The following is a 13735-nucleotide window of genomic DNA, read 5'->3' on the forward strand; positions in this document are numbered from 1 at the left end:
ATAAGTCAAGCATCCCAAGCGAAGGGACAGTTGCATGGCAGAACGCTTCGACCGGATCTGGCATAACGCCCGGCTCGCCACGATGCGGGCCGATCGTCCCGATCTCGGTGAGATCGAGCACGGCGTGATCGCCGTGCGCGGCGGCCGTATCGTCTATGCGGGTTCGCAGACCGATTTTCCGGCGAATGCCGATACAGCCGAACGCATCGATTGCGAAGGGCGTTGGATCACGCCCGGTCTCGTCGATTGCCACACCCATCTGGTCTATGGCGGCAACCGCGCCCATGAATTCGAGTTGCGCCTGAAGGGCGCGAGCTACGAGGAGATCGCGCGCGCCGGCGGCGGCATCGTCTCGACGGTGGCCGCGACGCGCAAGGCAAGCGAGGCCGAGCTCGTAGCACTCGCGCTGCCGCGGCTCGATGCGCTGATTGGCGAGGGTGCCACCACGGTCGAGATCAAGTCCGGCTACGGCTTGGACACCGAGACCGAGATGCGGCAGCTGGCCGCCGCGCGAAGCCTGGGCCGTCAGCGGCCGGTCGCGATCCGAACCTCGTTTCTTGGTGCGCATGCCCTGCCGCCAGAGGCCGACGGCGACAAGGATCGCTACATCGATCTCGTCTGCAGGAAGATGTTGCCGGCGGTCGCGAAGGCCGGTTTGGCCGATGCCGTCGATGCCTTCATGGAGGGGATCGCATTTTCCGGCGAGCAGACGGCGCGGGTGTTTGAGGCAGCGAGGCGGCTTGGACTGCCGGTCAAGCTGCATGCCGACCAGCTCTCGAACCTCGGCGGCGCTGCGCTCGCCGCAAAATTCTCGGCGCTATCGGCCGATCACCTCGAGCACACCGACGAAGCCGGTGCAGCGGCGATGGCAAAAGCTCAAACGGTGGCCGTGCTGCTGCCCGGCGCCTTCTACTTCATCCGCGAGACGCAAAAACCGCCGGTCGAGGCGTTCCGCAAGCACGGCGTTGCCATGGCGCTCGCGACTGACTGCAATCCGGGCAGCTCGCCGCTGACTTCGCTCCTGCTCGCCATGAACATGGGCGCGACGCTGTTCCGGATGAATGTGACCGAGTGCCTTGCCGGTGTCACTCGCGAAGGCGCGCGGGCGCTCGGCGTGCTCCATGATACCGGCACGCTCGAGGCCGGCAAATGGTGCGACCTTGCGATCTGGGACATCGAGCGCCCTGCCGAGCTGGTCTACCGCATCGGCTTCAATCCGCTGCACCGCCGGGTGTGGAGGGGACAGTGACGGAGCCGCGCGCGCCGATCGTTGTCAAGCCGGGAACGGTCAGCCTCGATGATCTCGCGCGCGTGCTCGACGGCGCATCTGTCGTTCTCGATCCCGCATTCTGGCCGCGCGTCGACGCGGCCGCGGAGATCGTTGCAAGCGCTGCGCGAGCCGATGCTCCCGTCTACGGCATCAACACCGGCTTCGGCAAGCTGGCCTCGAAGCGGATTCCGCCGGACCAGACCGCGCTGCTCCAGCGCAATCTCATCGTCTCGCATTGCTGCGGCGTCGGTGCGGCAACTCCCGAGCCGATCGTTCGGCTGATGATGGCGCTGAAGATCATTTCGCTCGGGCGCGGCGCCTCCGGCGTGCGCCGCGAGGTGATCGAGCAGTTGCAGGCCATGCTGGCGCGACGCATCTCACCGCTGGTGCCGCAGCAGGGTTCGGTCGGTGCTTCCGGCGATCTCGCGCCGCTCGCGCATATGACAGCTGTGATGATCGGCGAAGGGCAGGCGATCGTCGACGGCAAGACGGTGTCGGGCCGCGAAGCGCTCGCGGCCGCCGGCCTGACGCCACTGACGCTCGGTCCCAAGGAAGGGCTCGCGCTGATCAACGGCACGCAATTCTCCACCGCCTACGCCGTCTCCGGCGTGCTGCGCGCATTTCGCATGGCTCGCGCTGCGCTCGTCACCGGCGCGCTGTCGGTCGATGCGGCGATGGCCTCGACGGCGCCGTTCCGCCCCGAGATCCAGGCGCTGCGCGGCCATTCCGGACAGGCCGCGGCGGCGGCAACTCTGATGGCGCTGCTCGACGGCAGCGACATCCGCCTGTCGCATCTCGAAGGCGACGAGCGCGTGCAGGATCCCTATTGTCTGCGCTGCCAGCCGCAGGTTGCGGGTGCGGCGCTCGACCTGATCGTGCAGGCGGCGCGAACGCTGATCGTCGAGGCCAATGCCGTCACCGACAATCCGCTCGTGCTGGTCGAGACCGGCGAGATCGTCTCCGGCGGCAATTTCCACGCCGAGCCGGTGGCTTTTGCGGCGGATACCATTGCGCTTGCGCTGTCGGAAATCGGTGCGATCAGCGAGCGGCGCATCGCGACGCTGGTCGATCCCGCGCTCAATTTCGGCCTGCCGCCGTTCCTCACCCCCGATCCCGGTATCAATTCCGGCTTCATGATCGCCGAGGTGACGGCGGCCGCGCTCTATGCCGAGAACAAGCAGCGCGCGGCCGCCTGCTCGATCGATTCGACACCGACCAGTGCCAACCAGGAAGACCACGTCTCGATGGCCGCGCATGCCGCGCGGCGGCTGTCGGACATGGCCGACAATCTCGCCACCATCCTGGGCATCGAGCTGCTGGTCGCCGCCCAGGGCATCACGCTGCGCGCGCCGCATGCAACCAGCGCGCCGCTCGCTGCCGTCATCGCCGCACTTCGCGAGCAGGTGCCGCCGCTCGGCGCCGACCGCTACATGGCCGGCGATCTCGCCAAGGCTGCAGCGCTGGTCGAGGCCGACGCGCTGCCGGCTGCGGCGCTCGCCGTGCTTTCAACCGACCCGTTTCCGACACTTGCCTGACGAGGTGTTCCGCATGAACCGCCGACTGGACAATGACCGCACCATCCGCGCACCCCGCGGCAGCGAAATCAGCGCCAAGAGCTGGTTGACGGAAGCGCCCTTGCGCATGCTCATGAACAATCTCGATCCCGACGTTGCAGAACGTCCAAGCGAGCTCGTCGTCTATGGCGGCATCGGCCGCGCCGCGCGCGACTGGGAGAGCTTTGACCGGATCGTTGCTTCGCTGCGCGAGCTCGAGGATGACCAGACGCTGCTGGTCCAGTCCGGCAAGCCGGTCGGTGTGTTCCGCACCCATGCCGACGCGCCGCGCGTCCTGATCGCCAACTCCAACATCGTGCCGCACTGGGCGACGCTCGACCATTTCAACGAGCTCGATCGCAAGGGCCTGATGATGTACGGCCAGATGACGGCCGGTTCCTGGATCTATATCGGCAGCCAGGGCATTGTGCAGGGCACCTACGAAACCTTCGTTGAAGTTGGCCGCCGCCACTATGGCGGCAGCCTTGCCGGCAAATGGATTCTGACCGCCGGTCTCGGCGGTATGGGCGGCGCGCAGCCGTTGGCTGCGACCATGGCCGGGGCTTCGATGCTGGCGGTCGAATGCCAGCCGAGCCGCATCGAGATGCGTCTGCGCACCGGTTATCTCGATCGCCAGGCCGCCACGCTCGATCACGCGCTTGCGATCATGGCGGAGGCGACGAAGACGAAGAAGGCGGTCTCGGTCGGCCTGCTCGGCAATGCCGCTGAGATTTTTCCCGAGTTGGTCCGCCGCGGCGTCAGGCCGGACATCGTCACGGACCAGACCAGTGCGCACGATCCGATCAACGGCTATTTGCCGAAGGGCTGGACGCTTGCGGAGTGGGGAGACCAAGCGCGCCGCCGACCCCAAGGCCGTGGAGCGCGCCTCGAAGACCTCGATGGTCGAGCACGTCCAGGCCATGCTGGATTTCCATGTGCAGGGCATTCCGACGCTCGACTACGGCAACAACATCCGCCAGATGGCGCAGGACATGGGCCTGAAGAATGCCTTCGATTTCCCCGGCTTCGTCCCCGCCTATATCCGTCCCTTGTTCTGCCGCGGCGTCGGGCCGTTCCGCTGGGCCGCTCTGTCGGGCGATCCCGAGGACATCTTCAAGACCGACGCCAAGGTCAAGGAGCTGATGCCAGACGACAAGCACCTGCACAATTGGCTCGACATGGCCAAAGAGCGCATCAAGTTCCAGGGCCTGCCGGCGCGGATCTGCTGGGTCGGGCTCGGCGATCGCGATCGCCTGGGCCTTGCCTTCAACGAGATGGTGGCGCGTGGCGAGTTGAAGGCTCCTATCGTGATCGGCCGCGATCATCTCGATAGCGGCTCGGTGGCGAGCCCCAACCGCGAAACCGAAGCGATGAAGGACGGTTCGGACGCTGTGTCCGACTGGCCCTTGCTCAACGCGCTGCTCAATTGCGCCAGCGGCGCGACCTGGGTGTCGCTGCATCACGGCGGCGGCGTCGGCATCGGCTATTCCCAGCATGCCGGCATGGTGATCGTCGCCGACGGTACGCCGGAAGCGGCGAAGCGGATCGCGCGCGTGCTCTGGAACGACCCTGCCAGCGGCGTCATGCGCCACGCCGACGCGGGCTACGACACAGCGATCGAATGCGCCCGCGACAAGGGGCTCGATCTGCCGAGCCTGACGACCTAACCGGGCTCAGTCGCGCGCCAGCAGCCTCGGCATCGTCGTCTTCGCGCCGTCCATGAAAGTCTGGACGGCATCGCGAACGATCGCGTCGAGATCGGCCGGGATTGGCGTCGCGTAGATGAATTTGCGGATGGCGAGATAGAAAATCCGGCCGTGCAGGCCCCAGAACAGCTCGGTCTCGCGCTCGCCGAGCGGATGTGTCTTTGCTTCGGGCAGTTTCAGGTCGTGGCGCAGCTCGCCGGCCGCCGGCTCGATGATCTCGCGCCTGATGATGTCGAGATAGCGGCCGGTGATGCCGAACGACTTCATGCCGGAGAAGACGAAGATCCGCACCCAATTGTATTCGAACACGCGTTCGACATAGTCGAGATAAAAGCGTGTCAGCCGGGCCTCGAGCGATAGCGAGCGGTCGCGGATCATCGGACCCCAATCGGGCGACCAGCGGCTGAGATAAACCTCCTGGTAGACACGCTCGATCAGCGCTTCCTTGCTCGGGAAGTGGCGGTAGATCGCCGAATGCGTGATGCCCAGACGCTTGGCGAGCTCGCGCGTCTGCCCCTCGAAGCCGCGCTCGGCAAAGAATCGGATTGCCTCGTCCAGGATGGCGCGCTCGCGGTCGGCCGCACGCATGTTGCGGCGCTTTGGCGCGGACTTGCTGCCTGTCTCGGACCGCTTCCGGACCGGTCGCTTCGCCGTTTTCTGCGCTTTGCGGGCCATTTCGTCGCTGAATCGCACGTCCAGTCGTCTTCATAGCCCAACGCGCATTTGTAACCAAATGGTCATTTCCTGTTGACCGGCTTCCGACGGCGTGTCAGGATTTTGAGACCAGATGGTTACAAATCTGGCGTCCCGGCTGATGAGCCGAGGGATCCGAGGAAACGGCGGTGAAGGCGAGGGCTTTCAGCTATCTTCGCGCTGCGACGATCGACCAGGCGTTGGACGCTCACGCGCGCGCCGGTGACGATGCGCGTTTCATTGCCGGCGGCCAGAGCCTCGTGCCGGCGTTGTCGCTGCGGCTGCAGGCGCCACGGCTGCTGATCGATATCACCCACATTGCCGAGCTGCGCGGCGTCAGGCGTGAAGGTGAATTCCTGCGTATCGGTGCGCTGACGCGCCATTGCGAGATGCTGAGCGAGCCGCTGATCGCCGAATTCGCGCCGCTGTTGCATGCGGCTGCGCCCTTCGTCGCCCATCCCGCGATCCGCAACCGCGGCACGTTCGGCGGCAGTGTCGCGCAGGCCGACCCGGCTTCCGAATTTCCGGCGATGACGCTGACGCTCGATGCCGAGATCGAGATTGTCGGGCCTTCGGGCAGCCGGCGCGTCAAGGCCGACGACTTCTTCGTCGACCTGTTCGAGACGGCTTTGCAGCCCGGCGAACTGATCACCGCGGTCTTCGTCCCGCTGTTCAAGGCCGATCAGCGCTTTGCGTTTGACGAACTGGCCCGGCGGCGCGGGGACTATGCGCTGGTCGGATGCGGCATGCTCGCGACCTGCACCGGCGAGCGCATCGATGACATAAGGATCTCGTTCTTTTCTGTCGGCAATACGCCGACGCGGGTGAAGGGAACGGAGGCTACGCTCATCGGCTCGAGCCTTGGCGCTGAACGCATCGCCGCCGCGCAGGCCGCGCTTGGAGCTGATCTCGCACCACCTGAAGGCGACGAGGTGCCGCCGGCGATGCGGCTGCATCTTGCCCGCGTATTGCTCGGACGCATGCTCGGACGTCTCGGAGCGGGCGGATGAGTGGCTTCGACGGATCCCTTCTGGATGATGCGGACGAGACCGTGCGCGTTCGCTTCGTCGTCAACGGCCGCCAGGTGGCCTGTGAGGTCGCGCCGCGCGAGACGCTGGTCGATTGCCTGCGCAACGCGCTCGAGCTGACAGGCACGCATGCCGGCTGCGAGATGGGCGCCTGCGGGGCGTGTCTCGTCCAGCTCGACGGCCAAGCCGTGCACGCCTGTCTGATGTTCGCGGTGCAGGCTGACGGCGCCACGATCGATACGATCGAAGGTCTCACAGAGAGCGGCGCTATCGCCGACCTCCAGGCCGAATTCCACCGCCGCAACGCTCTGCAATGCGGCTTTTGCACGCCGGGCATGCTGGTCAACGCCCACGAACTCCTCTCGCAGGTGACGCGGCCCAGTCGTGAAGACATTCGCGACGCGCTGTCGGGCAACTACTGCCGCTGCACCGGCTATGAAGCGATCGTCGATGCGATCGACGCCGTGGCAAAAGCGCGAAGCGATGGCGGAGGCCCGACGTGAGCGCGCCGCTGACTTCGCTCGATCGCCCGAATTCCTATATCGGCCGCTCCGTGCCGCGCCCGAACGCCAAGCGGCTGCTCGCCGGGCGCGGGCGTTATGTCAGCGATCTCAGGCTGCCGCGGATGCTGCATGCCGCGTTCCTGCGCAGCCCGCATGCGCATGCGAAGATCATCTCGATCGATGCCGGGCGGGCGAGCGCGCTCGCAGGCGTGCATCTCGTCGCGACCGGTGCCGATCTCGCCAAGATCTGCTCGCCCTGGACCGGCACGCTCGACCATTTCAAGGGGATGATCTCGGCACCGCAATTACCGCTGCCGCTCGACCGCGTGGTCTGGGCCGGGCAGGCGGTGGTTGCAATCGTCGCCGAGAGCCGTGCGATCGCCGAGGATGCGCTGGAACTGATCGAGATCGACTACGAAGACCTTCCGATCGTCGCCGATATCGACAGCGCGCGTGAGGGCGGCGGGCCGCTGATCAATCCTGGCAGTGCCAACAATGTCTGCTTCCGCAGCCAGCTCGACAACGGCAGCGTCGACGACGCCTTTGCGCATGCGGCCCATGTGGTGGAGGAGGAGTTGTCCTTCGGCCGCCATACCGCGGTGACGCTGGAGCCGCGCGCCATCGTTTCCGATTACGATCCTTCGGCTGAGATGCTCACCGTGCATCACGCGACGCAGACGCCGTATCAGTTCCAGGACCTCTATTCGCGCCACTTCGGCATTCCGGAGGCCCGCGTTCGCGTGATCGCGACCGACATCGGCGGCTCCTTCGGGATGAAGCTGCATGTCTATCATGAGGACATGGCCGTGGTCGGCCTCTCGATCCTGCTCGGCCGTCCCGTCAAATACGTCGCGGACCGCATCGAATCCTTCGTCTCCGACATCCACGCCCGCGACCACCGCGTCCGCGCCCGGATGGCGCTTGATGCCAAGGGCGAGATCCTTGCGATGGACGTGCTGGACCTGACCGCAATCGGGGCGTTTTCGACCTATCCGCGTACAAGCGTGGTGGAGGGCAACCAGGTCATCCGCCTGATCGGCGCGCCCTATCGCTTCAAGAACTACCGCGCGACGCTCGAGGTGCTATTCCAGAACAAGGTGCAGACCAGCCAGTATCGCGCGGTCGGCCATCCCATCGCCTGCGCTGTCACCGAGCGGCTGGTCGACGTGGCCGCAGCGAAGCTCGGTCTCGATCCCTTCGCGATCCGAGCGCAGAATGTCATCGCCGATGATGCCTATCCGCAGACCTCGCCGACCGGCTACCGTTTCGAGGCGTTGTCGCATCAGGCCTGCCTGAAGCGGCTGCACGAGATGATGGATTATGACGCGCTGCGCGCCGAGCAGGCGGAGTTGCGCAAGGGCGGCGTCTACCGCGGGATCGGCATTGCGGCCTTTGTCGAGATCACCAATCCAAGTCCCGCGTTCTATGGCGTTGGCGGAGCCCGTATCTCCTCGCAGGACGGTGCGATTATCAGCCTGACGCCATCAGGCGAAGTGCGCTGCCTGATCTCGGTCACGGAGCAGGGGCAAGGCACCGAGGCGATCATCAGCCAGATTGTGGCGGACCAGCTCGGCCTCGCGCAGGAGCACGTCAAGGTCATCACCGGCGATACCGAGGTGACGCCGCATGGCGGTGCGACCTGGGCCTGCCGCGGCGCCGGCATCGGCGGCGAGACTGCGCTCCAGGCCACGCGCGCGCTCAGGCGCAACATCCTGGAAATCGCTGCGCTCATCCTCCAGGAGCAGCCATCGGCACTCGACATCATCGATGGCGAGGTCGTCGACGCTGGCACGCGAAACCAGCGGATGCCGATCTCCGAGATCGCGCGCATTGCCTATTTCCGTTCCGATACGCTACCGCCGGGCACGCAGGCCCAGCTCACCGTGAGCCATCACTTCGCGCCACAGGGCTATCCGTTCGCCTTCACCAACGGCATCCAGGGCTGTTCGCTGGAGGTGGACGTCGAGACTGGCTTCATCAAGATGTTGAAGCATTTCATCGTCGAGGATTGTGGCCGGGTCATCAATCCGATGCTGGTAGACGAGCAGCTCCGCGGTGGCATCGTGCAGGGATTGGGCGCGGCGCTGTTCGAGGAATGCCGCTACAGCGAGACCGGCCAGCTCGTGAACGGCTCGCTCGCCGACTACCTCGTTCCGATGGCGATGGAGATGCCTGACATCGTCATCGCCCATGTCGAGACGCCGACCGCCGACACCGAGCTCGGCGCCAAGGGATGCGGCGAGGCGGGGACGGCGGCGGCGTCGGCCTGTGTGCTGAACGCCGTCAACGACGCGCTCGCACCGTTCGATGCGACGATCAATTCCATCCCGATCACGCCCGCAAGAGTCCTGAAAGCCCTGAAGCGATTCTAGAAAAAAGACATTGGAGGAAATCATGCCCAAATCCGGTTCGACCCTGAAAATATCCCGCCGCACCGCGCTCGCCGGTCTCTCGGCAAGCGCGGCACTGCTCGCCATGCCGCGGCTCGGGCGCGCTGCCGACGAAACGATCCGCATCGGCTTTCCGACCCCGCTGACCGGCCCGTTCGCTGCGGAGGCGCGCGACCAGGTCAAGTGCGCCGAGCTCGCGGTCAAACTCGCCAACGACAAGGGCGGCATCGGCGGCCGCAAGGTCGAGCTGTTGGTGCGCGACGATAAGCTCAATGCCGGCGAGGCCGCGACCCGTACGCTGGAGCTGATCGAGAAGGACAAGGTTCACGCCGTGGTCGGCGCGCTCTCCAGCGCCGTGCAGCTCGCGGTCAACGAAGTCACCCGCGCCCGCGGCGTGATCTATGTTTCGATCAGCCAGTCCGACACCATCAACGAGGCCAAGGATTTCAGCAAATATACCTTCCACGAGGCGCTGAACCCACACATGACGACCGCCGCCGTTGCACGGCAGACCCTGAAGAAGGGCATGAAGGTTGCCCATCTCGTCGCAGACTACGCGTACGGGCATGAGATGCTGCGTGGCTTCAAGCGCGCGCAGGCGGCGATCGGCGCGGACAATGTCGGCGAGATCCTGCATCCGTTTGGCGCTGCCGACTATTCCACCTTCATGCCGCGCCTGATGTCGCTGCGGCCGGACGTGCTCTGCATCTCCAATTTCGGCCGCGACCAGGCCAATGCGATCAAGCAGGCGGTGGATTTCGGCGTCAAGCAGCAGATGAAGATCGTCGTGCCGGTGATCCTGCACAACCAGCGGCTCGCGGTCGGCCCCGACGTGTTCGAGGGCGTGGTCGGCGGCGCCAACTATTACTGGGGCCTGGAGACGCAGAGCAAGTCCGCCGCCGCTTTCAACGCCGCCTTCAAGGCAGCCAATGGGGGCGCCATCCCGACCGACTACGGCGCTTACGGATATGCCGGCGTCGGGTCGCTGCTGGCGGCCATGCAAACCGCGGGTGGCACCGAGACCGACAAGGTGGTCGATGCCCTGGAGAAGCTGCAATACGACCTGACCAAGGGTCCACAGCATTACCGCAAATGCGACCACCAGTCAGTGCAGCCGGTGCTGGTGCTGGAGTCCAAGAAGAAGTCCGCCATGGCCAACGACAACGATCTGTTCGCCATTCTCGCCAACGACACGGGCTCCGACGACATGCTGCGCAGTTGCAGTGAGCTGGGCCACGCGACCTGAAGCCCGGGCAATGGACCTGTCGCTGATCATCATGCAGCTTCTTTCCGGGATCGCCCTTGGGGCGGTCCTGGTAATCACTGCGCTTGGACTGACGATCGTGTTCGGCATGCTCGGGGTGGTCAATTTCGCTCATGGCGCGCTGTTCATGATCGGGGCCTATGCGGGGCTGTATCTGGCGTCCCTCACCGGAAGCTTCTGGTGGGGATTGCTGCTGGCGCCCATCCTGATCGGCGCCTTCGGCATGCTGATCGAGTTCGTCCTGATCCGCAGGCTCTACGGGCGCTCGATCGACGATCCGCTGCTGCTCACTTTCGGCCTCAGCTACATCCTGGTCGAGGGCGTGCGGATCGTGTTCGGCAGCGACGGCATCCCGTTTCCGACCCCGCCGCAACTGATCGGCGTGCTCGATCTTGGCATCGGCTTCTTCCCGCGCTACCGCCTGTTCGTCATTGCGCTGGTGGCGGTGGTGCTCCTGGTGCTCTGGCTGACGCTGGAGAAGACCCGGATCGGCTTGATCGTGCGCGCGGGCGCCCGCGATCCCACCATCATGCAGGTGCTCGGGGTCGACATCGGCCGGGTCTGGCTCGCGATCTTCGGGCTCGGTGTCGGGCTGGCCGCGCTCGGCGGCGTGCTCGCGGGTCCCATGCGCAGCGTCAATCCGGAGATGGGATCGCTGGTGCTAGCAGAAGCCTTCGTGGTGACCGTGATCGGTGGCCTCGGGTCGATCGTCGGGGCGGTGGTCGCAGGCCTCATGGTCGGCATCTCCATCAGCCTGGTCGCGCTGTTCGCGCCGGAGATGGCGACCATCGTCATGTTCGCGCTGATGGCCGTGGTGCTGCTGATCCGTCCGCAGGGCCTGTTCGGCATCAGAGGGAGGACCGCGTGACCTCGCCATCGAGCGGCGAAGCGGTCGCCAGACCGTCGTCCAACGGGCTCAGCCGGCTTATCGAGCAACGCGTGTTGCTCTCCATCGCGGTGCTGGCTGTGTTGCCCTGGCTGCTGCCGTCTCAGGCGCTGGCCGTCAACGTCCTGATCTATGGCGTCGTGGTGATGGGCTACAACCTGCTGTTCGGCTACACCGGGCTGTTGTCGTTCGGCCAAGCCGCGTTCTTCGGTGCGGGCGCCTACTTCACCGGCATTGCGATCGGTCGTTACGGCGTGCCCTGGTTTGCTGCGGTGCCGATCGCCGTCCTCCTCAGTACCGGCCTTGCGGCCTTGATCGGCATCGTCTCAACGCGCACCCGCGGCATCTACTTCTCCATGGTGACGCTCGCGCTGGCCCAGCTCGTCTATTACGTCGCGCTCCAGGCCTCGTCCTTCACCGGCGGCGAGAACGGCCTGCGCGGCTTTACTGTCGATCGCATCAGCCTGTTCGGCTTCCCCGTCAATTTCCTCGACCCCGTCAACAAATATTATGTGCTGATGGCCTTCGCCGCTTTGGCCATGTGGTTCCAGTCGCGCATCCTGAACTCGCCCTTTGGGGCCGTGATCGAGGCAATCCGCGAGAACGAGCAGCGGGCGCGGGCCTGCGGCTATGACGTCGAGCGCAGCAAGCTGATCGTGTTCATGCTGTCGGGCGCGATCTCCTCGCTCGGTGGCTGCATGCTGGCGCTGCATCTGTCGATCGTGCCGCTCGACATCCTGCATTACCAGACCTCTGGCATGATCGTGATGATGGTGCTGCTCGGCGGCGCGCGCAGCTTCTTCGGGCCGTTCGTTGGCGCAGCAGCGTTCCTGATTCTGGAGGACGTCATCTCGGTCTGGACCCCGCACTGGCAGCTCTTCGTCGGCGCGATCTTTGTCCTGTTCGTGCTGTTCCTGCCCAAGGGCATCTGGGGCACGCTGCTCGACACATTGGGTGTCGGAAAGGCGCGGCCATGAGCGGCGAATTGCTTCGTGCCGAGGGGATAGGCAAGCACTTCGGCGGCTTCGTCGCGCTCGAAGGCATCACCGTGTCTTTTGCGGCCGGACAGCTCACCTCGATCATCGGGCCGAACGGCGCCGGCAAAAGCACGTTCTTCAACATCCTCTCCGGCGCGCTGACACCGACGTCAGGCAAGCTGCATTTCAGAGGACGCGAGCTGAACGGCCTTCCGCAGCATCGGTTCGTGCATCAGGGCATCTCGCGCTCTTATCAGATCACAAACATCTTCCCGGACCTGTCGGTGCACGAGAACGTCCGCGTGGCGGCGCAGGCATTGACCGTGAGTTACGACATTTGGCGTAACCGCGCCCGACTTACGGAGCTAAATGCCCGCGCCGATGCTGCACTTGACGCAGTCGGGCTATCTGGCAGGCGCGCCGAACTGGCGAAGTTCCTGTCGCATGGCCAGCAACGCGCGCTGGAGATCGCGATTGCGTTAGTCTCGGAGCCGGAATTGCTTCTGCTCGACGAGCCGACCGCCGGCATGGGGCCGGAGGAGACCAAGGACATGGTCGCGCTGCTCGAACGGCTCGCCGAGAAGCGCACCGTGCTTCTCGTCGAACACAAGATGAAGATGGTGCTGGGCCTATCCAAGCGCGTCGTGGTGCTGCACCACGGCCGTCTGCTGGCGGACGGCGCCCCCGATGAGATCAGAAGCAATCCGGAAGTCCGCCGGGTCTATCTCGGACAGAGTGAAGGCTATGGCTGAGACTGCACTGCTCGAAATTGAGGATCTCCACGCCTGGTATGGCGCGAGCCACGTCCTTCACGGCATTTCCTTGCATGTGCAGCCCGGCGAGGTCGTTGCCCTTGTCGGCCGCAACGGGGCCGGGAAGACCACCACGCTGCGGTCGATGATGGGACTGATGCCGAAGGCGACGGGTCGTGTGCGCTTTGCGGGTCGGGAGCTTCTGCAGCTGCGCGCCCATCAGCGCTTCCATCTCGGCCTTGCTTACGTCCCCGAGGAGCGCCGCATCGTCCCCGGTCTCTCCGTGCGCGAGAACCTTCGTCTCGGCCTCGTCGCGGCAGGAAGCGACATCGATGAGCGCGTCGCGATCGACGAGATCGCCGAGACCTTTCCGCGCCTGAAGGAGCGCCTCGGCCAGGAGGGTGTCACGCTGTCAGGCGGCGAGCAGCAGATGCTGGCGATTGCACGCGCCTTGATCGCAAAGCCCAAGATGCTTCTGCTCGACGAGCCGTCGGAGGGCATCATGCCTGTGCTGGTCGAGGAGATGGGCGTGCTGTTCCGTCGCCTGCGCGACGAGGGCAAGACGCTGCTCCTGGTCGAGCAGAACGTCGAATGGGCGTTGCGGCTCGCTGACCGTGCCGTGATCATCGATCAGGGGGAAGTCGTGCATCAAAGCAGCGCCGCGGCGCTGCTGGCGGACAAAAACATCCAGGAGCGCTACTGCGCGGTCTGAC

At 65.3% G+C, this 13735-nt stretch carries 11 protein-coding genes and 1 pseudogene; 11 read left to right on the forward strand and 1 reads right to left on the reverse strand.

The window, feature by feature from the left end; all coding sequences use genetic code 11:
• Positions 1 to 34: 34 nt before the first annotated feature.
• The 3 genes and pseudogenes from hutI (at position 35) to hutU (ending at position 4490) form a co-directional block, all read left to right on the forward strand.
• Complete coding sequence (gene hutI / locus ACVIN2_RS32865; RefSeq protein ID WP_456768776.1) at positions 35 to 1249, forward strand: imidazolonepropionase; 1215 nt, start codon at positions 35 to 37, stop codon at positions 1247 to 1249.
• The gene (gene hutH, locus ACVIN2_RS32870) at positions 1246 to 2805 is read left to right on the forward strand and encodes a histidine ammonia-lyase (RefSeq protein ID WP_456768777.1); all 1560 of its coding nucleotides are present in this window, start codon (positions 1246 to 1248) and stop codon (positions 2803 to 2805) included. The genes hutI and hutH overlap by 4 nt, the downstream gene beginning before the upstream one ends.
• A gap of 13 nt (positions 2806 to 2818) precedes the next feature.
• Positions 2819 to 4490 (forward strand): annotated as a pseudogene (gene hutU / locus ACVIN2_RS32875) (urocanate hydratase).
• A 6-nt stretch (positions 4491 to 4496) separates the two neighbouring features.
• On the opposite strand, the gene ACVIN2_RS32880 reads toward hutU, so the two are convergent.
• Positions 4497 to 5117, reverse strand: coding sequence for a TetR/AcrR family transcriptional regulator (locus ACVIN2_RS32880; RefSeq protein ID WP_027519406.1), 621 nt, complete (start codon positions 5115 to 5117; stop codon positions 4497 to 4499).
• Between the two features lie 254 nt (positions 5118 to 5371).
• Here ACVIN2_RS32880 and ACVIN2_RS32885 point away from each other — a divergent pair, with 254 nt between their 5' ends.
• From ACVIN2_RS32885 to ACVIN2_RS32920, 8 genes are read left to right on the forward strand one after another with little or no spacing between them, the layout of a single operon-like run.
• Positions 5372 to 6232, forward strand: coding sequence for an FAD binding domain-containing protein (locus ACVIN2_RS32885; protein ID WP_456768778.1), 861 nt, complete (start codon positions 5372 to 5374; stop codon positions 6230 to 6232).
• Complete coding sequence (locus ACVIN2_RS32890; RefSeq protein WP_456768779.1) at positions 6229 to 6753, forward strand: (2Fe-2S)-binding protein; 525 nt, start codon at positions 6229 to 6231, stop codon at positions 6751 to 6753. Before ACVIN2_RS32885 ends, ACVIN2_RS32890 begins: the two co-directional genes overlap by 4 nt.
• Complete coding sequence (locus ACVIN2_RS32895) at positions 6750 to 9125, forward strand: xanthine dehydrogenase family protein molybdopterin-binding subunit (protein ID WP_456768780.1); 2376 nt, start codon at positions 6750 to 6752, stop codon at positions 9123 to 9125. The genes ACVIN2_RS32890 and ACVIN2_RS32895 overlap by 4 nt, the downstream gene beginning before the upstream one ends.
• A 22-nt stretch (positions 9126 to 9147) precedes the next feature.
• Positions 9148 to 10389 carry an ABC transporter substrate-binding protein gene (locus ACVIN2_RS32900; protein WP_456768781.1) on the forward strand — a complete coding sequence of 414 codons (1242 nt, stop codon included), beginning with the start codon at positions 9148 to 9150 and terminating at the stop codon, positions 10387 to 10389.
• Positions 10390 to 10399: 10 nt separating this feature from the next.
• Positions 10400 to 11275 (forward strand): branched-chain amino acid ABC transporter permease, encoded by an 876-nt coding sequence (locus ACVIN2_RS32905; RefSeq protein WP_027519401.1) that lies wholly within the window; start codon positions 10400 to 10402, stop codon positions 11273 to 11275.
• A complete protein-coding gene (locus tag ACVIN2_RS32910) occupies positions 11272 to 12270 on the forward strand; it encodes a branched-chain amino acid ABC transporter permease (RefSeq protein WP_456768782.1) in 999 nt (332 codons plus the stop codon). The genes ACVIN2_RS32905 and ACVIN2_RS32910 overlap by 4 nt, the downstream gene beginning before the upstream one ends.
• Positions 12267 to 13022 (forward strand): ABC transporter ATP-binding protein, encoded by a 756-nt coding sequence (locus ACVIN2_RS32915; RefSeq protein ID WP_247459627.1) that lies wholly within the window; start codon positions 12267 to 12269, stop codon positions 13020 to 13022. Before ACVIN2_RS32910 ends, ACVIN2_RS32915 begins: the two co-directional genes overlap by 4 nt.
• Complete coding sequence (locus ACVIN2_RS32920) at positions 13015 to 13734, forward strand: ABC transporter ATP-binding protein (RefSeq protein WP_456768783.1); 720 nt, start codon at positions 13015 to 13017, stop codon at positions 13732 to 13734. The genes ACVIN2_RS32915 and ACVIN2_RS32920 overlap by 8 nt, the downstream gene beginning before the upstream one ends.
• The last annotated feature ends 1 nt before the right edge of the window (position 13735 follow it).

The organism is Bradyrhizobium sp. USDA 3650 (genome assembly GCF_054057395.1).